General features: G+C 55.3%; 21 protein-coding genes and 1 pseudogene. 14 read left to right on the top strand and 8 right to left on the bottom strand.

Annotation, left to right across the window (positions count from 1 at the left end; translation table 11 throughout):
* Positions 1-8: 8 nt before the first annotated feature.
* Positions 9-638: a LysE family translocator gene (locus R8G34_20980; GenBank protein ID MDW3225327.1), complete on the top strand. Its 630-nt coding sequence runs from the start codon at positions 9-11 to the stop codon at positions 636-638.
* A gap of 37 nt (positions 639-675) precedes the next feature.
* Here R8G34_20980 and pobA read toward each other — a convergent pair whose 3' ends face one another.
* Positions 676-1,845, bottom strand: a complete 1,170-nt coding sequence (gene pobA / locus R8G34_20975) for a 4-hydroxybenzoate 3-monooxygenase (GenBank protein MDW3225326.1) — start codon at positions 1,843-1,845, stop codon at positions 676-678.
* Between the two features lie 82 nt (positions 1,846-1,927).
* On the opposite strand from pobA, the gene pcaQ reads away from it, so the two are divergent.
* Positions 1,928-2,857 (top strand): pca operon transcription factor PcaQ, encoded by a 930-nt coding sequence (gene pcaQ, locus R8G34_20970; protein MDW3225325.1) that lies wholly within the window; start codon positions 1,928-1,930, stop codon positions 2,855-2,857.
* A 69-nt stretch (positions 2,858-2,926) separates the two neighbouring features.
* On the opposite strand, the gene R8G34_20965 is transcribed toward pcaQ, so the two are convergent.
* The 4 genes from R8G34_20965 to R8G34_20950 are packed head-to-tail and all read right to left on the bottom strand — an operon-like array spanning position 2,927 to position 5,933.
* On the bottom strand, positions 2,927-3,130 hold the full coding sequence (locus tag R8G34_20965) for a DUF2783 domain-containing protein (protein MDW3225324.1): 204 nt from the start codon (positions 3,128-3,130) through the stop codon (positions 2,927-2,929).
* Positions 3,127-4,758 carry an FAD-dependent oxidoreductase gene (locus tag R8G34_20960; GenBank protein MDW3225323.1) on the bottom strand — a complete coding sequence of 544 codons (1,632 nt, stop codon included), beginning with the start codon at positions 4,756-4,758 and terminating at the stop codon, positions 3,127-3,129. The genes R8G34_20965 and R8G34_20960 overlap by 4 nt, the downstream gene beginning before the upstream one ends.
* Positions 4,759-4,779: 21 nt before the next feature.
* On the bottom strand, positions 4,780-5,730 hold the full coding sequence (locus R8G34_20955; GenBank protein MDW3225322.1) for an MBL fold metallo-hydrolase: 951 nt from the start codon (positions 5,728-5,730) through the stop codon (positions 4,780-4,782).
* Positions 5,727-5,933 (bottom strand): hypothetical protein, encoded by a 207-nt coding sequence (locus tag R8G34_20950; protein ID MDW3225321.1) that lies wholly within the window; start codon positions 5,931-5,933, stop codon positions 5,727-5,729. Before R8G34_20950 ends, R8G34_20955 begins: the two co-directional genes overlap by 4 nt.
* 245 nt (positions 5,934-6,178) lie before the next feature.
* On the opposite strand from R8G34_20950, the gene R8G34_20945 reads away from it, so the two are divergent.
* The 9 genes from R8G34_20945 (at position 6,179) to R8G34_20905 (ending at position 13,449) form a co-directional block, all read left to right on the top strand.
* Positions 6,179-7,180 (top strand): hypothetical protein, encoded by a 1,002-nt coding sequence (locus R8G34_20945; GenBank protein ID MDW3225320.1) that lies wholly within the window; start codon positions 6,179-6,181, stop codon positions 7,178-7,180.
* A gap of 90 nt (positions 7,181-7,270) precedes the next feature.
* Positions 7,271-8,446: an ectoine hydrolase DoeA gene (gene doeA / locus R8G34_20940; GenBank protein ID MDW3225319.1), complete on the top strand. Its 1,176-nt coding sequence runs from the start codon at positions 7,271-7,273 to the stop codon at positions 8,444-8,446.
* Between the two features lie 2 nt (positions 8,447-8,448).
* Positions 8,449-9,444 carry a N(2)-acetyl-L-2,4-diaminobutanoate deacetylase DoeB gene (gene doeB, locus R8G34_20935; protein ID MDW3225318.1) on the top strand — a complete coding sequence of 332 codons (996 nt, stop codon included), beginning with the start codon at positions 8,449-8,451 and terminating at the stop codon, positions 9,442-9,444.
* A gap of 35 nt (positions 9,445-9,479) precedes the next feature.
* Positions 9,480-10,850, top strand: a complete 1,371-nt coding sequence (locus tag R8G34_20930; protein MDW3225317.1) for an aminotransferase class III-fold pyridoxal phosphate-dependent enzyme — start codon at positions 9,480-9,482, stop codon at positions 10,848-10,850.
* Between the two features lie 345 nt (positions 10,851-11,195).
* Positions 11,196-11,471, top strand: coding sequence for a hypothetical protein (locus R8G34_20925; protein MDW3225316.1), 276 nt, complete (start codon positions 11,196-11,198; stop codon positions 11,469-11,471).
* Positions 11,468-11,815 carry an IS66 family insertion sequence element accessory protein TnpB gene (gene tnpB, locus R8G34_20920; GenBank protein ID MDW3225315.1) on the top strand — a complete coding sequence of 116 codons (348 nt, stop codon included), beginning with the start codon at positions 11,468-11,470 and terminating at the stop codon, positions 11,813-11,815. Before R8G34_20925 ends, tnpB begins: the two co-directional genes overlap by 4 nt.
* 124 nt (positions 11,816-11,939) lie before the next feature.
* The gene (locus tag R8G34_20915; GenBank protein ID MDW3225314.1) at positions 11,940-12,605 is read left to right on the top strand and encodes a transposase; all 666 of its coding nucleotides are present in this window, start codon (positions 11,940-11,942) and stop codon (positions 12,603-12,605) included.
* A complete protein-coding gene (locus R8G34_20910) occupies positions 12,602-12,982 on the top strand; it encodes a transposase (GenBank protein MDW3225313.1) in 381 nt (126 codons plus the stop codon). Before R8G34_20915 ends, R8G34_20910 begins: the two co-directional genes overlap by 4 nt.
* A complete protein-coding gene (locus R8G34_20905) occupies positions 12,934-13,449 on the top strand; it encodes a transposase (GenBank protein ID MDW3225312.1) in 516 nt (171 codons plus the stop codon). Before R8G34_20910 ends, R8G34_20905 begins: the two co-directional genes overlap by 49 nt.
* A gap of 822 nt (positions 13,450-14,271) precedes the next feature.
* Here the strand turns inward: R8G34_20905 and R8G34_20900 are convergent.
* Entirely contained in the window at positions 14,272-14,430 is a 159-nt protein-coding gene (locus R8G34_20900) for a hypothetical protein (GenBank protein MDW3225311.1), read from the bottom strand.
* Between the two features lie 294 nt (positions 14,431-14,724).
* On the opposite strand from R8G34_20900, the pseudogene R8G34_20895 reads away from it, so the two are divergent.
* Positions 14,725-15,939 (top strand): annotated as a pseudogene (locus tag R8G34_20895) (IS256 family transposase).
* A 417-nt stretch (positions 15,940-16,356) separates the two neighbouring features.
* Here the strand turns inward: R8G34_20895 and R8G34_20890 are convergent.
* The gene (locus R8G34_20890; protein MDW3225310.1) at positions 16,357-16,977 is read right to left on the bottom strand and encodes a CoA transferase subunit B; all 621 of its coding nucleotides are present in this window, start codon (positions 16,975-16,977) and stop codon (positions 16,357-16,359) included.
* Positions 16,978-17,682 (bottom strand): CoA transferase subunit A, encoded by a 705-nt coding sequence (locus R8G34_20885; protein ID MDW3225309.1) that lies wholly within the window; start codon positions 17,680-17,682, stop codon positions 16,978-16,980. It abuts the gene before it with no gap.
* A gap of 641 nt (positions 17,683-18,323) precedes the next feature.
* Between R8G34_20885 and R8G34_20880 the strand changes: the two genes are divergently transcribed.
* A complete protein-coding gene (locus R8G34_20880) occupies positions 18,324-19,475 on the top strand; it encodes a 2Fe-2S iron-sulfur cluster-binding protein (protein ID MDW3225308.1) in 1,152 nt (383 codons plus the stop codon).
* 8 nt (positions 19,476-19,483) lie between these two features.
* Positions 19,484-21,733 (top strand): mechanosensitive ion channel, encoded by a 2,250-nt coding sequence (locus tag R8G34_20875; GenBank protein MDW3225307.1) that lies wholly within the window; start codon positions 19,484-19,486, stop codon positions 21,731-21,733.
* The last annotated feature ends 212 nt before the right edge of the window (positions 21,734-21,945 follow it).

Below are 21,945 nucleotides of genomic sequence, written 5' to 3'. Positions count from 1 at the left end.
CTAGAGACATGGCAATGGATGCATATCTGATCTATCTGGCCGCTGTGGCTGTGTTTTTTTCAACGCCGCCCGATACAAGCCAGTTGCTGATCATTTCCAACAGCATACAACACGGTCTGCGACGGAGCATGTACACGATTGCCGGTGATCTGACGGCAAATTGCCTGCAGATGACAGCCGCCGCCTTTGGTCTCGCAGCGATCATCGCTACATCCGCCGCCGCCTTCGTCTGGATTAAGTGGATTGGTGTCGCCTATCTGATCTGGATTGGCTTGCAATTGATGCGGACAAAAGACCGCAAAACCACAGATCGAGCCACGGGTTCCGGCGCGCCATTTCCACTATTCCGACTAGGGTTTATCACGTCGATGGCCAACCCGTTCGCCGTCGTCTTTTTTGGTGCATTGTTCCCGCAATTCATTGATCCCGCCCAAGCCGTGTGGCCACAATTGTTCATCCTGGGGGTGACGTATATTGTCGTGGACGGCGCGATTTTGATGCTGTGGGGGTGGTTGGGCATCCGGTCAGCCAATGTGCTGAACCGCTATTCTTCGGGTTTGGTCAACAAAGCATGTGGTGGTCTAATGATTGCTGCGGCGGCTTTGCTGGCCTCAAAGGACTTTCAGCCCCAAAAATAAGCCGCATCAGACCGTATTGCGGCGTTCAATGTTCGGATCAATAAGGCAACCCGACGTAGTTTCGCGCCAGGACCGCTTGGGCGTTTTGATCTTCCTGAAGGAATGCGATCTCTGCCTGCTGCATACGCACATCAAATTCCGATTGATCCGGAAACCGGTGCAAAAGACTGGTCATCCACCAACTGAAACGTTCCGCCTTCCAAATGCGGGCGAGTGCTTTGGATGAATAAGCATCAATGCCATCGGATGAGCCGCTTTCATAAAACTCGATCAACCCTTGCGACAGATGATGCACATCACTGGCTGCCGTGTTCAGACCCTTGGCGCCAGTTGGCGGAACAATATGCGCTGCATCCCCACATAAGAAAAGCCTGCCCCATTGCATCGGCTCCGTCACAAAAGAACGCAGTGGCGCGATCGATTTTTCAACGGCCGGTCCGGTGATCAGATTATCGGCGTGTTCTTCTGGAATGCGCCGCTTCAAGGCATCCCAAAACGCATCGTCGCTCCAGTGCTCAGGACTGTCTGACAGATCACATTGTATGTAATATCGGCTCAGATGCCGATTACGCATTGAGCAAAGCGCAAACCCGACATCGGAACTTGCATATATGATTTCATCATGCACAGGCGGGGTTTCTGAAAGCACGCCCAACCACCCGAAAGGATAGACCTTCTCGTATTCCCGTCTGACCGATTTCGGAATCGTGGGTCTGCTGACACCGTGAAACCCGTCACACCCCGCTATGAAATCGCACGCCAGTTTGTGGGCCTTGCCATCAGCGTCATAGGTCACATGGGGCGCGTCAGTGTCAGCATTGCAAATCTCAACATTTTGCGCGTTGAAGACCAGTTTTCCGTCCATGATCTCACGCGCGGCGTATAGGTCACGCGTCACCTCTGTCTGACCATATATCAGAACATTCTGGTCGGTGTGTTCCGTAAAATTGATGTTTATTTGCTGGTCTGCGTAGGAAATAACCGTGCCGGTGTGAACGATCCCTTCTTGTAGCATCCGACCGGATGCTTTGGCCTGCCGCATCATGTCGACAAACCCGGTTTCCAGAACGCCCGCGCGAATTCGGCTTAGCACGTGGTCTTTGGAGCGTCGTTCGATCACGACCGTATCGATCCCTTGCAAGTGCAAGAGTTGGCTCAAAAGCAGCCCGGATGGGCCGCCGCCTATGATCGCGACTTGTGTTCTCATAAGATCATCCTCAACTTGAATTGCGCATGTAGACAAGTAAAATGAGATTATGGGTCATTTACTTGCTAGAAATGGAAATTAATTGATTGATCGCCGTATCAAGTTTCGTCACATTCAATGTTTTGTGGAAATCGCCAGAGAACGCAGCTTGAAGTCGGCAGCGCTTAAGCTCTCCTTGTCTCAACCTGCGATTTCGAAAACCCTCAAGGAACTTGAAGACATTCTGGGCGCGAAGGTCATGTTCCGAAACCGCTCCGGCGTGAGGCTGACAAAGAAGGGCGAGGTGTTTCTGCATTTTGCGCAAATGTCGCTGGCCAGCCTTCAGCAGGGCCTTGATGGGATTGAACAATATGGGCGCGATGCACAACAAACCCTGTCCGTCGGTCTTTGGCCAAGCGTCGCCGCGTGGTTCATGCCCGCCGTAGCCGTGGAATTTGCGGATCTGGCGCAGGGTGCTGTCATGCGCATCATTGATGGTCCCCATCGGTTTCTGATGGAGGGGTTGCGTCACGGCGAATTGGATCTGGTCATTGGCCAGTTGGGTGAACCGGACATGATGCAGAACATCTCGTTTACTCAGCTTTATAACGAGCGGGTGACCTTTGTGGTGCGCCCGGGGCACCCTTTGCTGGACGGGCCGGATCTGTCCCGTATCAAGGAATGGCAGGTGATATATCCGCCGAAAGGCGCCGCCATTCATCCACTGGTCGAGCGCATGATGATCGGATACGGGATTGGGCAACTTCGCAACCGCATCGAAGCTGTCTCAGCTGATTTTGGTCTGGCATACACGCTCCAGACGGATGCCATCTGGATCATCTCACGCGGGATTGTGGGCAATGACATTGCACAGGGGCGGCTTGTGGAATTGCCTTTCGAAACGACGGTCACGCAAGGCCCGGTTGGCCTCATGATGCATCCCGAAAGGGCGACGAAGCCGCTTCAGCAGGTGTTTCAGATCGCCGTGCAAAATGTGCTGACGCGCAGCATACATCACCTGGAGGCACCATAGCGCGCTTGCATAAACACACGCAAACGATGCACCCCTCGCGAGGGCAACCGCCTTAGCCAGCCGATCGACCTAAGGCGCGCTTTCAAAGTCCATGCGAGCGGTGTCAATGGCCTGCCGCAACGCGTCCTGATCACCGATGTGATTGGCCAAGATCAATATCAAACGTGCATTCATCGCGTCACTTTGCGCCTTATCCAACCCCTCATGCGCGCTGATCAATGCATCGTAAAACCCATCCGGATCTTTGATGTTGGGCATAAGATTCAGACTCATAGCGGGTTTCCTTGTCCGATGGCTGTCCTCAAAGCCGATTGAATATCTGCGCCGCTGCAAGCGTTCCATCTTGCGGCGACATGTTGATCCGGACGAAGGAGGTAGATCGCCTGATCACAACGCCCGATATAACGCTGCGCCAATTGACCCGTGGGGTCATCCTTGCGCGTGTCCAGCAAAAGAGGCGTGATTGCGATGCCGAAAGTTTCCCGCATCTGAGGGGCGTCCGTGTTGATCGCCATCAACGTGAAACCGTCTGACAAGCGATCCAACAAGAAACCCTGTGACAGCGGTGCATCGACGCAAGGCGCGCCGACCCGGGTCTCCCACGGTTCTTTCAAGTGATCGGGCCCGTTCAACGGCATCTCATCATAGACGCAAGGCACTGAAAGGCGTCCTGAATTTACCAGCGGCCGCGCAAAGGCGTGTCGGCGCGCCAGGTCCAGAACCGCATTGCGAAAGACCTTACTGATTTCGGATTTGGGCGTCAGAAAGTCAGTCGCGCGGGTCGAGTTCAAGATGTTTTCGTCGGCCCCATGCGCGCGTTCCAGAGCATAGCTTTCCAGCAGGTTTTCGGGCGCAGATCCTTTCACAACAAGATCCAGTTTCCAGGCCAGATTGTCCGCGTCCTGAATCCCCGAATTTGCACCGCGCGCACCAAAGGGAGAGACCTGATGGGCGCTATCCCCGGCAAAAAGGACCCTGTCATGGCGGAAGTCCTTCATCCGGCGGCACTGGAAAGTATAGATGGACGTCCATTCGAGTTGATAATCGACATTCTCGCCCAACATTGCATCCACACGCGCCCGGACGCGCTTCGGGTCCAGTTCAGCTTGGCGGTCAATGTCCCAGCCGAGTTGGAAATCAATGCGCCAGATATCGTCGGGTTGCTTGTGCAACAGTGCCGACTGCCCACTGTCTTTAAACGGCGGTTCGAACCAAAACCAACGTTCGGTCGGAAAGTCGGCGGTCATTTTGACATCCGCGATCAGGAAATTGTCTTCAAAAACACGTCCGTCAAAACTCAGCCCCATCATGTCCCGGATGGGCGAGCGTGCGCCATCACAAGCAACCAGCCAATCCGCCTCAATCTGATAGGGGCCGTCAGGCGTTTCAATTTCGAGCACGACATGATCGTCATGTTGCGTCATGCCTGTCACAGCATTGCGCCCGCGAAGCTCAATCGGTGCGCCCTGCTCCTGCGCCTCCCGAATGGCATCTACCAGAAACTTCTCGAAATAAGGTTGCTGCAAATTTATGAAAGCGGGGCGTTTGTGACCGGGTTGTGGCTGCAGATCAAATTCGAAAACCTTGTCCTCGCCGTGGAACACCTTGCCCACATTCCAGACAACGCCCTTGTCGACCATGGCCTGCCCTGCCCCTAATCGATCGGCAATCTCCAGCGTGCGTTTGGCAAAACAAATCGCGCGACTGCCCTGCCCGACGCCCTCATGATCATCCAACACCAGAACAGGTGTGCCTTTGCGCCCCAGATCAAGCGCCAGCGCCATGCCGATTGGACCGCCACCCGCAATGACAACCGGGTGGCGCCGGGCAGTTTGAGACTGTGCCGGTACGCGTTCATAAGGATAGAGCTTAAACGCAATGTCGTATCTTACATCCATCAATTCGCACCTCCCACTTGCAATTTACCCTTGCAGGGCTGCCCACATCTCCAAATCCCGTTTGTCGGTCCAGATGCGCGGCGTATCCATGCCGCGGGCCTCATCATAGGCTCGCGACACATTGAATGGCAGGCAGTGTTCATAGATGGCGTAGTCTTTGAATTTCGGATCACACGCCACGCGCACCGCATCCCAGGCTTCTTTTAGGGAACCACCGCGCGCCGCCACACGCGCAGCAGGCTGGTAGGTGCTGTTTACAAAATCACGCGTCGAGGCGATGGCGCGCGCGACCGCCTCTTTGCCCACCAACGCATCGCCGCGACCGGGTGCGATGGCATCCACATCATAGGCCGCGATTGCATCAAGTGTGCTGCCCCAGTCGCCAAAATGCCCGTCCCCGCAATAACACGCGGAATGGTCCTCGACGATGTCTCCGGTAAACATCACGTTCTGATCGGGGACGTGAATGACTGCATCCCCGGCCGTATGTGCGCGGCCCAGATGCTTGATATCAACACGACGATTGCCAAGATAGACCGTCATGGCGTTACTGAAGGTCGTCGTGGGATAGGTCAGGCCGGGAATGCTTTCGTGGCCTTCAAACAGTCGTGGAAACCGTTGAAACTCGCTGTCCCAATCCTCCTGCCCGCGTTCCACGACCATGGCGCGCGCCGCATCTGACATAATGATCTGACCCGCGCCGTAAGCCGAAGCCCCCAGAACACGCACCGCATGGTAGTGGGTCAAGACGACATGGCTGATCGGTTTGTCGGTGACTGTGCGGAGCTTTTCGATGACTTTTCCGGCCAGACGCGGCGTTGCCTGTGCCTCGACAATCATGACGCTGTCATCGCCAATGATCACGCCTGAATTGGGATCTCCCTCGGCAGTAAACGCCCAAAGCCCCTCGCCGATTTCATCAAAGGTGATTTTCTTTTCGGACATGTCCCCTTGGGAGGCAAATGCTTTGGTCATGTTTTACTCCTTGATCCGGCAAGACAGGCCAGATTTGATAGCGGTCTGCAGGCATCTCTCAAAGGGCTCGCAAACAGCAAAAGACTGGTGGTTCCTTGCAGCGCTTTAAGTGTCGCTTTTGTAACCAACAAGGTTTTGCGCGCCACATCTGGAAAAAATCTTTCCAAGTTACTCGTTTTTTGTTGGCGGGGCTTTGGTTTCATAGTCTTTTCAAATCACAGGTGCCGGTCCAGATCTGTGTCTTAAATGAGAGTCAAAAATCAGACGAAAGCTTGCAACCGTGCTTCAGAAAACTTCAAAAAAGAATAACTTGCTTCAGTCACATTCAGGTTTTGTGCGGGCGAGATCGCTTGTGCGGTTTATCGGTTTGATTGCAGGATGTTTCTGTGGCTCCCAAGCTCTCGGCGATCCCGATATTTCTGCAAGAAGCTTAAATGACATCAAAGATGTGCAACAGAAAACCGAATTCGGCTTTCGCAATGGGTCAATCATTGTTGCTCCTGTCCCATTTTCCAACCCCGCAATCGGGGGCGGACTTGCGCTTGGCGTCGGGTATCTGTTCAAAACCGATCCCACTGCCGATACTTCCGTTGTGGGGATTGGTGCGATGCAATCGTCCAATGGCAGTGAAGCACAAGGCCTGACTTTGAACCTCGCACTGCCACAAAACCAGTGGACCTTTGAGGCGACATTTGCCGAAGCGGATGTCCGATATGATTTGTTCGCCGGGCCCCTGCCGATCCCCATTCGACAGGATGGCACACTCGCACAGGCAGGTCTTTCCTACGGGCTGACCCCTGATGTCTCCGTCGGCGGAACTTTGCGATATCTGGACACAACGGTCGGGCTGGACATCGGCGGTAGTTTTCTGCCGCCTGAGATTCTCCCGGATCTTGGTTTGGAATTGCTGAGCGTCGGCGCAGTGTTTGAATGGGACAAGCGCGACAATTCAGATTACCCGACAAAGGGGTTTCGTCTGAGTGTGGACGCTAATCGCGGTCAGACCCTCAGCGGGGCCTCGCGCCACTATGAATATGGCAAGGCCCTTTTCGACACATATCACTCTTTCAGCCCCAGCAGCGTTGTTGCTACGCGGCTTTCCACCTGCGCAGCCGGATCCACCGCACCTTTCTTTGAACAGTGCTCCATTGGCTTCACCGATGGTTTTCGCGGGTTCTCGCCGACGCAGTATCTGGATACGAGAATGGTGTCCGCGCAGTTGGAGCTGCGTCAAAGACTGGGAAAAAGGTTTGGCGTCGTTGCCTTTGGCGGAATGGGCTGGACCGGCGACAGCTTTAGCAGCCTTGACGATGCGGGCACTCAGGCAGCGGTCGGTGTGGGTTTACGATATCGTGTTTCACAAAAGTTTCCCGTCGATTTTTCCATCGATGTTTCACACAATGATCTGGATGAGGATTTTCTCTATATTTTCGTCGGACAGAGGTTCTGAGCATTCTGTTCGACCAAGAACGCGCGCCACGATATGATCGCGGTCGCAAATAATCGCGCAGCAATCATACATCCGGGAAGACGTGTTTAAATGGCAAACCTACCTTTCGAACCTGCGGAATACACGTCCCGGCTATCAAAAACACGTGCGGCGATGGAGGCGCGCGACCTTGATGCACTTTTTGTCACCGATCCATCGAATATGGGCTGGCTGACAGGATATGACGGCTGGTCCTTTTATGTGCACCAAGGTGTCTTGGTCACGCATACCGGGGATCCCATCTGGTGGGGCCGGGCGATGGATGCGGTCGGGGCCAAACGCACGACCTATCTGGGTCACGATGACATCCTCGGGTATGATGACAGCTACGTTCAAAACCCGGATAAACACCCGATGGCGGATCTATCAGGTGTTCTTGCCGCGCGAGGTTTGCAAGGCGCGCGTGTTGGTCTTGAGATGGACAATTATTATTTCACCGCCGCAGCTTACAAAGCTTTGCAGGTCGGCGTTCCGAGCGCTTCATTTGAGGACGCAACGGGATTGGTCAATTGGCAGCGCGCGGTCAAATCACCAACCGAAATCACCTATATGCGCCGCGCGGCGCGCATTGTGGAGCGCATGCACGGCGTTATCCGGGAGCGTGCAGAGCCCGGTCTGCCCAAGAACAAACTGATCGCGGACATCTATCACGCCTCCGTTGAAGGTGCGGAGGGTCATTGGGGCGACTACCCTGCGATTGTGCCAATGGCGCCGTCCGGGCTGGACGCGACAGCGCCGCATCTGACGTGGGATGACCAGCCGCTGCGCACAGGCGAAAGCACGTTTTTCGAAATCGCAGGCGCGCATCGCAGGTATCAATGCCCGCAATCGCGTACGCTGTTTCTGGGCAAACCTCCGCAAAAATATCTGGATGCAGAACAAGCCGTATTGGAAGCCGTTGAGGCAGGATTGGCGCAGGCACGCCCCGGTAAACTCTGCGAAGACATCGCCTTGGCCTTCAACACATCGCTCAACAGGTTGGGTTTTGAGAAAGACAGCCGGTGCGGATATGCCATTGGTCTCTCCTATCCCCCCGATTGGGGCGAGCGTACCATGTCGTTTCGCGTCGGCGACAAGACTGTATTGGAACCCGGTATGACATTTCACTTCATGCCCGCGCTCTGGCTGGACGATGGAGGTTTGGAAATCACCGAGCCAATTGTCATCACGCAAACCGGAGTCGAATGCCTGTGCACCACACCTCGCGAACTTGTCGTCAAGGAGTGATCATGCGCGACAATCCGATCTCTGCAACGGTTGATTTTAATCAGGATGGGGTGCAACACGGTCATTTGCACCTGCCCCATAGTCGCAACGACAGTGCTTGGGGCTCCATCTTGATCCCGATTTGCGTTGTCAAAAACGGCGATGGACCCTCTGCCCTGTTGACCGGCGGTAACCACGGCGATGAATACGAGGGGCCGCTGGCCTTACGCGCGCTTGCGCAAACCCTTGATCCCGCGCATATCACCGGCCGCGTGATCCTGATCCCCTTCATGAACCAGCCCGCATTTAGCCAGGGAACGCGCGTATCCCCGCTGGATCAGGGCAATATGAACCGCGTGTTCCCGGGTAAACCGGATGGCTCACCCACAGAAAAGATTGCAGATTACTTTCAACGCACCCTTTTGCCAATGGCAGATGTTGTGCTGGATTTTCATTCCGGCGGCAAAACACTCGATTTTCTGCCTTATGCCGCCTCGCATGTTCTTGATGACAAGGAACAGGAAGCACGATGTCGCGCCGCACGGGACGCTTTCAACGCGCCCTTCAGCGTCGAGATGCGCGAGATTGACTCGCTTGGCATGTATGATGATGCCGCCGAAGGTTTGGGAAAAACCTTCGTCACGACGGAACTGGGTGGCGGTGGCACCGCAACGCCGAAAACCGTCGCAATTGCCCGTAAAGGAGCGAGAAACCTGCTGATACACGCGAGTATTTTGTCTGGAACGCCCGAACACGGGCCCACGCGGCAACTGTCCCAACCAGACCCGGCCTGTTTCCACTTCGCTCCTGATCCCGGTTTGGTCGAATTCACGGTAAACCTTGGTGATCTTGTGCATAAAGACGCAACCCTGTTGCGCATCTGGGATATACACCACCTTGATCGCCGCCCGGCTGTCATCAAGGCCCAAATGGATGGCGTGGTCACGGCGCGCCATCATCCAGGGCTTGTTCAGGCCGGTGATTGTCTTACGGTGCTGTCTGTAGAACACTCGGTCTGACCGATTACAAAATACACGCACTGAAGGGAAAAAACATGCTGCGAAACGATACGCTTGCCGAGTGGGACCGCGAGAATTTTTTCCATGCCTCCACTCACCTTGCCCAGCATGCCCGCGGTGAAACACCTTCGCGCATCATTACACGCGGCTCTGGCGTTTACATTGAGGACCGGGATGGCACGCAGATGCTCGATGCTTTTGCCGGTCTTTATTGCGTCAATGCAGGTTATGGCCACGCGGAAATTACAGATGCCATTGCTGATCAGGCCCGCGAATTGGCCTATTACCACGCCTATGCCGGACATGGCACAGAGGCCTCGGTGACGCTGGCCAAGATGGTGATCGATCGCGCACCTGCCAATATGTCCAAGGTCTATTTTGGGCTGTCGGGGTCGGATGCCAATGAGACCAACATCAAATTGGTCTGGTATTACAACAACATTCTGCAGCGGCCGGACAAGAAAAAAATCATCTCGCGCTGGCGTGGATATCACGGCTCCGGGTTAATGACCGGGTCTCTTACCGGGTTGGATTTATTCCACAAAAAGTTTGATCTGCCACTGGCACCGGTACTGCACACAGAAGCACCCTACTATTATCACCGCGCTGATTTGGACATGAGCGAGGAGGCTTTCACCGCTCATTGTGCCGCAGAACTGGAAGCGCTGATTGACCGGGAGGGGGCAGACACCATTGCAGCCTTCATCGGAGAGCCGGTTCTTGGCACGGGCGGCATTGTGCCGCCACCCGCGGGGTATTGGGACGCGATCCAGACGGTGCTGCGCAAACACGACATCCTACTGATTGTGGACGAGGTCGTCACCGGTTTTGGCAGGCTTGGAACACCATTCGGGGCTGATTTCTATGGGCTGGAACCGGATTTGATGACAATCGCAAAGGGACTGACCTCAGCCTATGCACCCCTTTCAGGCTCTGTCGTTTCCGAGAAGATGTGGAAGGTACTGGAGCGAGGCACCGATGAAAATGGCCCCCTCGGCCACGGGTGGACATATTCTGCGCACCCCATTGGCGCCGCGGCAGGGGTCGCGAACCTCAAGCTGATCGACGCGCTTGGGCTTGTGGATAACGCGGGCCGCATGGGGCGCTACTTACTGGCCGCGATGCGCGATGCATTGGGCGACCATGGGTGCGTCGGCGACATTCGCGGAGCCGGACTGTTATGCGCTGTGGAGCTGGTGCAAGACCGCGATACACGCAGATTTTATGATCCATCGCGCAAAATCAATGTACAGATTGTGGCTGAAATGTTGCGCCAAGGCGTGATTGCGCGTGCGATGCCGCAGGGCGATATCATCGGCTTCGCGCCGCCTTTCTGTCTTACAGAGCCAGAAGCTGATCGCGTTGTAGAGGCCACGAGACATGCCGTAAAAGCCGTTCTGGGCTGACAACACGCAGGTTTTGCTGCTCGCTGCAGTAAGCGCCCGCAGTACGTGGCGCTGACCTTATGGTCAGGAAGGACATTTACAATACGCTGGCGCATCGCCTGCACCGTAAGCGTTCGGCCTGGCTGCTCTGACGGTTCATAGAGTGTGTTGATAGTGTCCACCAACGATAGTGGACATCTTGAGGGCAGATATGGCGGGGAAGAAGGGTCAGAAGAAGCGTTTCTGGTCGGATGAGGAGAAGGTTTCGATCTGCTTGCAAACGTGCGCGCCGGGGGTATCGGTGGGGCAGGTCGCGCGGCGGTATGCCCCCTCTCGTGCATGCAAACATGCACTGCCTGGCAGTGGATGAACACCAATCTGATCCATAAGTGGCTGCGTGATCCAAAATCTGCACCCGATCTGAAGGCCGTCGAAGAACAGGCTGCCCCTCAGTCTTGTTTCCTTCCAGTTGAGATTGTTGATCGGCCGGTGGCCGAAGAACCGACCCCCACTCTTGCAGCCAATGCCGCTTCCGAACACTGCGCAATTGAGATCGACATCGCAGGCGGTCATCAGCTGAGGATTGTTGGCAGCTATGATCCAGAAGTACTGGCCCGGCTCATCCGAGGTCTGTCTGTATGATCCCGGTTCCGGCGACCACGCGGGTCTGGCTGGCTGCCGGTGTGACCGACATGCGGCGTGGGTTCACAACGCTTGCGGCGCAGGCCGAACAAACGCTGAAGCAGGATCCGTTCACGGGCCATCTGTTTGTCTTCCGTGGTCGGCGCGGCGATCTCATCAAAATCATTTGGTGGGACGGACAAGGTGCCTGCCTGTTCAGTAAGCGCTTGGAGAAGGGTCGGTTCGTGTGGCCATCGGCGAAAGAGGGCAAAATAGCCCTGACGCCAACTCAGTTGGCAATGCTTTTGGAAGGGATCGATTGGCGTGTGCCGCAGCGCAGTTGGACACCGCTCAAGGCAGGATAAACGCCCGCATGGGATTCCCGTCGCGCTGTTGTTTTGTTATGGTCTGGCCATGCTGGACGTCGACAAATCTTTACCGAAAGATCCTGACGAGCTGAGGTAGTTCACAGCGCTTTTGCTGGCCGAGGTGAAGTCGCAGGCAGTCTTGATCGAGAAGTTGCGGCATCAGCTGGCTGGTCAACCCTTGCCCGGCAGGCGATTTGGTGCAGTCAAATCTGCCGAGAGGGGCCATCACCGGTTCGGGTCGTCATCCGAGAGCATCGAACAGCTTCAACTTGCGCTGGAAACAAGCGGGATCGCCGTTGCCAAGATGACAGCAAAGCTGCGTCTTCCTGACGAAGAGCCGCAAGACAAACCCAAGCGCCGCCCGATCCCCGATCACATCCCGCGCATGGAGGTGGAGCTGACGACTGGCGATGATGATTGCCCTCAATGCGATGGTGGACTGCGCCGCCTGGGCGAGGACGTGACCGAGGAACTGGAATACGTTCCTGGCCGCTTCATTGTGAACCGCATCGTTCGACCGCGCTTTGCCTGTTCGGGTTGCGAGGCATTCACACAAGCCGCATTGCCATTGCGTCCCATCGAACGGGGCCGCCCCGGTCCGGGTTTGCTGGCGTATGTTCTGGTTAACAAATACGCCGACCATCTGCCGCTCTATCGCCAAAGCGGCATCTTCGAGCGCGATGGGATCGACATTGATCGTTCAACGCTGGCGGATTGGATCGGCAAGTCCACAGCACTTTTGGAACCACTGGCCGATGCCATTGGACGGCACGTGCTGGCCGGGTGAGCGATCTTTGCAGACGACACGCCGGTCAAAATGCTGGCACCCGGCACCGGAAAGACCGCGACCGCGCGATTATGGCCTATGGGCGCGACGAGAGACCGTGGGGCAGCGACGTGCCACCCGCAAGCTGGTATCAAATCTCCCCTGATCGCAAAGGCCAGCACCCCAAAGATCATCTCGCCAAATACCATGGCTGGATGCATGCGGACGGCTATGCCGGGTTCGAAGACCTTTACCGTTCAGGCGATATCCGCGAGGTCGCCTGCATGGCGCATGTCCCCTCTCATCGTTTCGCTGCGCAAACGACTGCCGGGCAGCGGGACGTAAGTTCGTGGACGTCCACCGCGCTCAGGGTTCGGCAATCGCAGATGAAGCCATAAAGCGTATCGCGCAGCTCTACGCTGTCGAGAAAGAGGCCCGTGGATCGCCGCCAGAACGGCGTGCGCATCTCCGACAAGCGCAGGCAAAATCGATCTTCGACGATCTCGAAGCCTGGCTACACGCCCAACTCCCCAGTATCTCTGGTAAGTCACCGCTGGCGGGGACAATCCGCTATGCCCTGACGCGCATGGCTCGGCTGCGTCCTTACCTCGACCACGGCATCTTGGAGTTGGACAACACCACAGCCGAACGGGCGATGCGGTCCGTCGCAATCGGGCGCAAGAACTACCTGTTCGTTGGATCACAGACCGGTGGCCGCGCCGCCGCTATCGCCTATAACCTGATCGAAACCGCCAAACTGAACGGCATTGATCCGCAGGTCTGGCTGGCCGACACACTCGCTCGCATTCCAGATTACAAGATCAACCGTGTCGATGATCTCCTGCCATGGAAAACCGCCCCATAAGCCGGCCTGACCGGACGCTTACCCTGCACCGACAGTTCAGGTCATTCAAGACGTACCGCACCGGCTCAATGCTCCCAGACAACCCAAGATGAATGTTCAAACTTTTCGTTGAACTGTATTTCTGCCTGCCCTGTTAGTGCCCTTCAAACCACAATTGGTTCGTCGAAATGAGGGGACCGGCGGCGACCCCGCCTAATTCCATCAAGCTGCACCATCTGTCTCGCGTTTTGCTCTGGCGTGTCTGTGCGTTTCTGCACATTCCTTGCACATACAAATGGCCTTTGGCGCAAACGTGTGAGTGAACAACCACCAGGCTCGTCCAAACAGTGTTTTAGCATCCGCCCTCAGGTTGAGAGCGACAAGTCAAAACTCAGCTCTCTGATCCGAGCAGTCGGATACGATCCGGCGCCTGGATATCTGAGTGATACATTGATCAGATACGTGTCTCCAACGCGCCCATTCTTCATCCTGAAGCAGCACCCGAAGAAGCAGCGCGCAGGGTGAAGTTACTGGACGAGTTCGTACTGGTCACTAGCATAAGCAGCGGTGCAAATTCTTGGCTTATTCTCAAGCACAGACCGGCGTGGCAAATGAGGGGTTGAGACGAAAGTTTGATCCGCGATTGGCTCGCTTGACACATGGTCCAGCAACCTCAAGCATATCTCCGCCGCGACGACATTAGACCACCTTAGCTTGCGATATCTTTTCTAGCGACGTGGATATGCCTGAAGTCCATTACGGCGTAGAAAAAAGGTATTCGTTGGCGGACCTCCCTGCCCCGAGTTAAGATTCAACCCACCATGTCGCTCAAAGAATGGGTGTTCAATCAAAATTCAACTGCATCTTTTGCGAATTGCCAATTTCAAATTCAGATGTGATCTGTTCAGGGCGGCCTTCATGATCGAGCCGGAAGTCATCGAAATCGTGATGACCGGGAAAGACCACGACTCTGTTCGGCGCCAGCATCTTTAACAATTTCACACTCGTTTTCCCGACACGGCTTTGGTGTGTTGGTCAGATCGCACGCAGCCGACGGATGGTCCAGATCTCGGATGAGACATTCCTTTCCGACATACAGGTTCCGACCAAAATTAGTCCGGATATCGTCGCGGAGGTCGGAAAGTACCAGGATTTCCATGTGTCGGCTCAGCGTCGCAAACGAACGTATTGAGAGGGCAGGTGTTTCACGCGGCGGAGCCTGAGCCTAGAGAGTGTCCGACCTTCTGTGTATGAGTAATATGGCCCATGCTTCACCAACGAAGGAGCATGACTGCAATGACGATTTCCAAAGAATTACTGGACGAGCTGCTTAGCGGCTTTGAACGACCCGAGGATTTACTCGGCGACAAGGGCCTGATGAAGGAACTGAAGGTCCGGCTGATGGAACGGATGTTGGGCGCGGAACTGACCGAGCATCTGGGCTATGAGCCACATGGTGAGCCTGCCAGCCAGCAGGCCAATCGGCGTAATGGGGTGACGCGCAAAGTGCTGAAGGGCAACGACGGTGCGGTACCGATTGACATCCCACGCGACCGTAAAGACAGTTTCGAACCTGAGCTGATCCAGAAGGGCCAAACCCGGATCGACAGGATGGATGACAAGATCATCGGGCTTTATGCTGCGGGTCTCTCGACCCGCGATATCCGCGCCCACCTTGAAGAGGTTTATGGCCTGAAGGTTTCTGCCGACCTGGTTAGTCGCGTCACCGATTCGGTTCTGGAGGAGGTTTCAGATTAGCAAAACCGTGCCTTGGAACCAGTTTATCCTATCGTTTTTCTCGACGCTCTCAGGGTCAAAATCCGCTACGCTAAAAGTCGTCAGGTTAAAAACAAGGCCGTCTACGTGGCCTTGGGGATCACTGCGAAGGGCGAACGCGAGATTCTGGGCCTGTGGATCGCGGCCAACGAGGGGGCCAATTTCTGGCTGTCGATCATGAATAACCTGCGCAAACGAGGTGTGGAAGATATCCTGATCGCCGTTGTAGACGGCCTCACGGGTTTCCCTGACGCCATCAACGCAGCCTTCCCTGATACGACTGTACAAACCTGCATCGTGCACCTTGTGCGCCACTCCCTGAACTTCTGCGGCTGGAAAGACCGCAAGGCAGTGGCCAAAAACCTGCGTCGGGTTTATCAGGCGGTAGACGACGAGGAAGCCGCCAAAGCCTTGGATGATTTCAAAGCTGATTGGGGCACAAAATAACCCTCAATCGCGCCAAGCTGGCGGCGCGCATGGCAGGAGGTCATCCCGTTCTTTGCCTTCCCGCCCTCTGTCCGCAAGATCATCTATACGACGAATGCGATTGAAAGCCTGAACCGGGTGATCCGGAAAACCACGAAAACACGTGGCAGCTTTCCAACAGACGATGCCGCAACCAAGCTGATCTATTTGGCAATCCGAAAATTCGAGAACACTGGAGGGTGTGTCAGGGAATGGGTTGCTGCCGGAAACCAGTTCGCAATTCTCTACCCTGAACGGTTCAACCGATGACCTGTTTCAACCGCATGGGCTAAGCCTCATACACAGAGTTTCGGATACTCCCTCGCAAAAAGCTCACATGCTTGGTGACAAAATGTTTTTCATTACATTTCATACAGTAAATGGACACTCGGCTTAGTCCAGCAAGCCTAATTATCTGGCGCCCGATTATCCGCCGGAACAACCTCTCTATGATCCAACGCATGCCATCTTTGCTGCGGACATCGGTGTGTATCAATGAGCCATTTGTTCTGTGTTCAACTCGCGACGTCAAAGAGCCATCGAGGTGGAGGCTCTTTGCGCCTGACCACACAAAGATAGCCCACAGCAGCTATACAGGACCAGAATGGCAATTCCGCGGATCAAAATAAAAACACTGTGGGAGCATCCACAATTCCTGCGGCGCTCAATCCGACGATGCTTTCTCAGCTAGACAATCTTTGCCTGTGTCGCCGCGCGCAACTCATCTTCCGTTACCCCATCCGCCGTTTCAACAATCCTCAAACCGCCCTCTACTACATCTAACACGCCCAGGTTCGTGATGATCCGGTCCACAACGCTCTTGCCGGTCAAAGGAAGCGTGCATTCTTTCAATATCTTGCTGTCACCATGTTTATTGGTGTGATCCATGACAACGATCACGCGCCCGACACCCGCAACCAGATCCATCGCGCCGCCCATGCCTTTGACCAACTTTCCCGGAATCATCCAATTCGCCAGATCCCCATTTTCAGCCACTTCCATGGCACCAAGAATAGCCGCCGCAATCTTGCCGCCGCGGATCATGCCAAAGCTCTGTGCAGAATCAAAATATGAGGTGCGGCGCAGCTCAGTGATCGTCTGCTTTCCCGCGTTGATCAGGTCGGGATCTTCTTCGCCTTCAAAAGGGAATGGTCCCATGCCCAGCATCCCGTTTTCGGATTGCAGGGTAATGTCCTTGTCGCCCACGTAATTGGCGACCAGCGTCGGAATCCCGATACCGAGGTTCACATACATACCGTCTTCGAGTTCTTGGGCGGCACGCGCTGCCATTTGATTACGGTCCCACATTTATGCGCCCTCCTGCTGACGTACTGTACGTTGTTCGATGCGTTTTTCGTGGGTGCCTTGGATCAGGCGGTGCACGTAGATGCCCGGCAGGTGGATTTTGTCCGGATCGAGGCTGCCCAGCGGCACGATTTCCTCCACTTCGGCCACGCAGATGCGCCCGCACATGGCCGCCGGTGGGTTGAAGTTGCGCGCGGTTTTGCGAAACATCAGGTTGCCGGTTTCATCGGCCTTCCAGGCTTTCACAATCGCCAGATCCGCCACGATCCCGCGTTCCATGATGTAGGTTTCGCCGTCAAAATCCTTGTGTTCCTTGCCCTCCGCGATCACCGTGCCGACGCCGGTTTTGGTGTAAAAACCCGGGATCCCACAGCCCCCGGCGCGCATCCGTTCGGCCAGCGTGCCTTGCGGATTGAACTCCAGTTCCAACTCGCCAGACAGATATTGTCTCATGAATTCAGCGTTTTCGCCGACATAGGAGGAAATCATTTTGCGCACCTGTTTGGTCTGCAACAGGATACCAATGCCAAAATCATCCACGCCCGCATTGTTGGAGGCAAAGGTCAGATCGCGGGTACCCGCCTCACGGATCGCGCCCAGCAACAGTTCAGGAATGCCGCAAAGGCCAAACCCGCCCGCCGCAATCAACATGCCGTCCTGCAACACCCCATCAAGCGCCTCTGACGCCGAGCTATAGACTTTCTTCATTGTGCTTCCTTCAATTCCGACGCCTGTCACATCATCAGCGGGAGATGCAACCACCTCGGTCTCCCGAATCTTAGCACGGACAATCTTCTGCACCACGCGATCTTGCAACCACTTTGATCGAAAACCTCCGGTTTGGATCATCCCAAGGCGCAGAGCCTAAAACTGCGGCGGTTTTTCCGCTGGTGAATGTGATGGCGATATCGACGGGTCTGGCTGCAATCCAAATCTGACTCCGCACGGCAGGCCAGCGCACTTTGCTGCGAATAACGGAAATTGGCTTTCTGCTTACCGGAAATACAACAATCACTAAGCGCGCGCACTTTTACGCTTCAAGAAACTAGTCTCCGATGTCCGAAATGGCAGATTGTTGCAAAGCTGAGTACACAGACCTGGTTGAATGCGCTCTGGCCTCGCGCAATCAAACTGACGCGAACTAAAACGGCCGCAAGGAATGCCTGAAAAAACGCACGTGCCGTGGCCCATCAAAGATTTCCCAGATGCGACCAGTCTGCTCCCAAAAGGTCGCAGTTTAACAAGGGGTTGCAAAGCGGCGCTGGAATTCCGACACTTTGACCGCCAAATCGCGCAAAAGCCGCGAGAAATCTGCGACCGTGCAGGTTTTCCAGAAGGGGACGCATCACATGAAAGACGGGCGCGCGAACACGTCAGGTTTGATCATCCGTACCGCGCGTATCTGGTCCGGGTTGTTCATGCTCGCTTTTGTTACAACGCATCTGATCAATCTGAGCCTTGGCGTGATTTCAATCGACTCCATGAAAAACTCCAAGCCTTTCTTGACCGGGATTTGGTCCAATCCAGTGATGGGCACTCTCTTGCTCTCCGCCCTTTTTGTACATTTCTTTCTGGGCCTCTGGGCGATCTACAAGCGCCCGACTTTGCAAACGAACCTACAGGATCTGGTACAACTGTTTTCCGGCCTGACCATTGTGCCACTGATGGCGACCCATGTGGTTGGCGTTATGTCTCTTAGGATCAACGGCTTGCCCTTTGACTACGCCATCGCGACAAAGTTCTTTTGGCTGGATCAACCGGCAATTGGTTTGTTGCAGGTAATTTTGCTTTCAGCGGTCTGGGTTCATGGATGCGCGGGTTTCTTCACCTGGTTACGATCCAAAGCGGAAATGCGTCACATACTGGGCTGGCTCTATCCCATTGCTGTTGCTGTTCCGGTTCTCGCCCTGATCGGATATGCAGAAGCCGGGCGCGGTGTTCTGATCGAAGCGCAGGCCGCAACACCTGCGCCGACTTATTACAGCACTCAATCCTATTCTGAGGTGGAAACAACGCGGCCCGGACCTCCAAGGCTGCCCTATGCCACGGTCAAGTATATCACCAACAGTGTTATCTGGTGGTCTCTCGCCCTGGCTGCGGTGACCTTGCTAGCCCGCGAATTGAGAGTTCGGTTGCGCTCCTTTGAACCCGTCCGTCTGCAACGCGGCAACGATCCGCCTTTCGAAACGACGTCTAAGCTCAGCGTCTTTGATAGTTTCAGGGCTCATAAGCAACCACACGCTGGTTTGTGCGAGGGACGCGGACGTTGTGGCACCTGTGCCGTGCGTATCGTGTCCTCAGAATTCCCGCTGCCCGAACCAACAGCACTTGAAATCAAAACTCTCGGCCGCATCAACGCGCCCGAGGATGTACGCCTTGCGTGTCAGCTGACACCATCGGGTGGCTTTGTGGAAACCGAACCGGTTTATCCGGCAGACTATGCTTTTACGGACAACGACTACGGCGCTCAACAGTCCGATCCGACGCAGGCATCTGTGTGAGTATCTTGATGCACTTGAAAAAGCTGCTTGTTGCTGTCGCGTTTGTCTGTGCCACAACCGGGGTCGGCGCGCAGGAGCCCCCCTCCAATGCTCCCCCCTCGCCAAATGATCTGCATGAGTTTACCCGGCTGCTCGCAGATGAGCGCATTCAGAACTGGATACAGGATCAGGCAGACGACGCCGAAGAAGCAGCCCCAGAAGGCGCAAAAACCATTCGTGAACAATTCACCGAAGCCGTTGACCGGACCGGCAACCGGGTGAGCGATCTGAGCGCAGCCTGGGCCCGATTTGACCAGGCACCAGAGGTTATCGCCGGTCAGTGGCGCGCGCAGTTGACCCCGGACAAGCGTGTTCATGGGCTGACATTTGCGCTCATATTTCTATTTGTCGGTGCCGGTCTGGAATGGTTGTTTCGTCAATATACGAACCCGCTGCGCCGTCGTATCGAGTTTCGCAGCTTCAAACGCCCGAGAGAACGTCTTTACGCGGCTCTGACCCGTACCGCTCTAGCCTTGGTGGGATTGAGCCTTTTCGCCGCTGGTAGTATCGGCGCCTTCTCCGTCGTGACCTGGCCGCCGCTGCTTTACACACTCATCACCGCGACACTGATCGGTATCGTGTCTGTCCGTATCGTTAACGCCCTGATCAAGCTCTTTCTCGCCCCCCGCGTGACCCAGTTACGCCTGCTGCCTGTGGGCGATCAGATGGCGCGTGTGATCGGTCTGACCCTGATGGTCTTTTCCGCGATGCTTGTTTTCGCGATCTTGCTGATTGACGTGTTCAACCAACTCACGGCCACAACAGTTTCGGGCGCAGCCTCCCCTGAAACCCTGTCAGTCGCTGTTCTTTTTGCCACGCTGTTGTTTGGTCTTAGCCTGATTGCCATCATGATCTGCTTTGCGCATGCCAAAAAGCACACCTTTATGATACCGCATCGCTCGCTTGCGCGTTGGCGGGCTTACCTGAGCCTGTTGAGCGCGCTTGTTTTTGTCACATGGCTCTTTGACGTCCGCCCTCTGATGTGGACGTTTTTAACCATTGGTTTGTTCATCCCCTCACTCAGACTATTGCAAGGTTGGGTCGATATGACCTTTGATCACGCAATACGGGATTTCCGCGATCAGACCGAAAGGCGCATCGCATCAGAAACGCTTTTGGACCCGATTGACGTCCTGCCCCCGGACGAAACGCCGCCAGCGCCTGAACTACCGGCAGATCCCTATGAGACGTATCGACCATTGGCACAACGGCTGATCCGTTTTGCTGTCTTCGTGGCGCTGGGACTGATGCTGGCGCTGATCTGGCATGCGGGTATTTTCGAAAATTCAGACACGCCCACGGTTGCGCAGCGGGTATTTTCTGTCCTGATTGACAGTGCTGCTGCGGTCCTGATCGCCGATCTCGTCTGGACCTGGGGGAAAACGTCGATTGACCGTAGGTTGGCCGCCTATACCCCGCCCGAGGACGGGCAGGCACCGGGGCCGGAAGCGCGCATGGCCACGCTTTTGCCGCTTCTGCGCGTGGTATTGCTGGTGACCCTGTTAAGCATGGTGCTGATGTCTGTTCTATCCTCCATGGGGGTCAACATTGCGCCTATTCTCGCCGGGGCCAGTGTATTGGGCATCGCAATTGGTTTTGGCGCCCAGTCTTTGGTCAAGGATGTCGTTTCAGGCATCTTCTTCCTGATTGATGATGCCTTTCGCGTTGGTGAATACGTGGAAATTGACCAATTGCGTGGCACAGTTGAAAAAATCTCGATCCGCTCACTGCAGATACGCCACCATCGCGGTGCCATTCACACCCTGCCCTTTGGTGAACTGAAGTCCATGACAAATTACTCGCGCGACTGGGTCATCATGAAACTGGAGTTCCGCGTACCGTTCGACACCGATCTGCAATTGGTTAAAAAGATCATCAAAAAAGTCGGCGCTGAGCTCAAGGCAAACGAGCACTACGGTGATGCGATCCTGGACACATTGAAGTCTCAAGGCGTGCGCCGCATGGAGGAGTTTAACATGGTCGTCGGGGTCAAATTCATGACCCGCCCCGGCGAGCAGTGGCTGGTGCGCCGGGATGCGTATCAAAAAGTACGCGATGCCTTTGACGCGAATGGCATCCGAATGGCTGAAAGAAACGTGAAGGTCGAAATTGCAGGCGATGAGCAACTGAGCGAACAGGAACGCAAAGCGGTCTCCGCTGCGGCGCAGGACGCGATCAACCCGCCGCTGAAACCTGGGATCGTACCCGACGAGCCTTAATCCCACGAGCGTTGTTATGATGCAGTTTGAATAGATATCCGGTTTTGGTGCCGCAGCGCGAATGCGTCTGAGGCGTCAAGACCGACAGATCAACGCTCATTTTCATCTCGGAAGCGGGTTTGAATGTGCCCCACGCCAACGAGATGCACGCGCTTTACTGAGTTGAGCCATCAAATGCAGAACACGTGCTTGCCTCCAAAGATCTTTGCGAG

The organism is Paracoccaceae bacterium, assembly GCA_033344815.1.
Lineage (GTDB): Bacteria > Pseudomonadota > Alphaproteobacteria > Rhodobacterales > Rhodobacteraceae > Roseobacter.
The sequence above is the reverse complement of the archived record's forward strand: the minus strand, read 5'-3'. Positions and strand labels throughout refer to the sequence as shown.

Excerpts from the sequence above, each read along its gene's own strand:
- R8G34_20930 (MDW3225317.1), top strand. The coding sequence starts at position 9,480 with ATGCTGCGAAACGATACGCTTGCCGAGTGGGACCGCGAGAATTTTTTC.
- R8G34_20880 (MDW3225308.1), top strand. The coding sequence starts at position 18,324 with ATGAAAGACGGGCGCGCGAACACGTCAGGTTTGATCATCCGTACCGCG.
- doeA (MDW3225319.1), top strand. The coding sequence starts at position 7,271 with ATGGCAAACCTACCTTTCGAACCTGCGGAATACACGTCCCGGCTATCA.
- R8G34_20875 (MDW3225307.1), top strand. The coding sequence starts at position 19,484 with ATGCACTTGAAAAAGCTGCTTGTTGCTGTCGCGTTTGTCTGTGCCACA.
- R8G34_20950 (MDW3225321.1), bottom strand. The coding sequence starts at position 5,933 with ATGAAACCAAAGCCCCGCCAACAAAAAACGAGTAACTTGGAAAGATTT.
- R8G34_20885 (MDW3225309.1), bottom strand. The coding sequence starts at position 17,682 with ATGAAGAAAGTCTATAGCTCGGCGTCAGAGGCGCTTGATGGGGTGTTG.
- R8G34_20925 (MDW3225316.1), top strand. The coding sequence starts at position 11,196 with ATGAACACCAATCTGATCCATAAGTGGCTGCGTGATCCAAAATCTGCA.
- R8G34_20955 (MDW3225322.1), bottom strand. The coding sequence starts at position 5,730 with ATGACCAAAGCATTTGCCTCCCAAGGGGACATGTCCGAAAAGAAAATC.
- doeB (MDW3225318.1), top strand. The coding sequence starts at position 8,449 with ATGCGCGACAATCCGATCTCTGCAACGGTTGATTTTAATCAGGATGGG.
- R8G34_20890 (MDW3225310.1), bottom strand. The coding sequence starts at position 16,977 with ATGTGGGACCGTAATCAAATGGCAGCGCGTGCCGCCCAAGAACTCGAA.
- pobA (MDW3225326.1), bottom strand. The coding sequence starts at position 1,845 with ATGAGAACACAAGTCGCGATCATAGGCGGCGGCCCATCCGGGCTGCTT.
- R8G34_20980 (MDW3225327.1), top strand. The coding sequence starts at position 9 with ATGGCAATGGATGCATATCTGATCTATCTGGCCGCTGTGGCTGTGTTT.
- R8G34_20965 (MDW3225324.1), bottom strand. The coding sequence starts at position 3,130 with ATGAGTCTGAATCTTATGCCCAACATCAAAGATCCGGATGGGTTTTAC.
- tnpB (MDW3225315.1), top strand. The coding sequence starts at position 11,468 with ATGATCCCGGTTCCGGCGACCACGCGGGTCTGGCTGGCTGCCGGTGTG.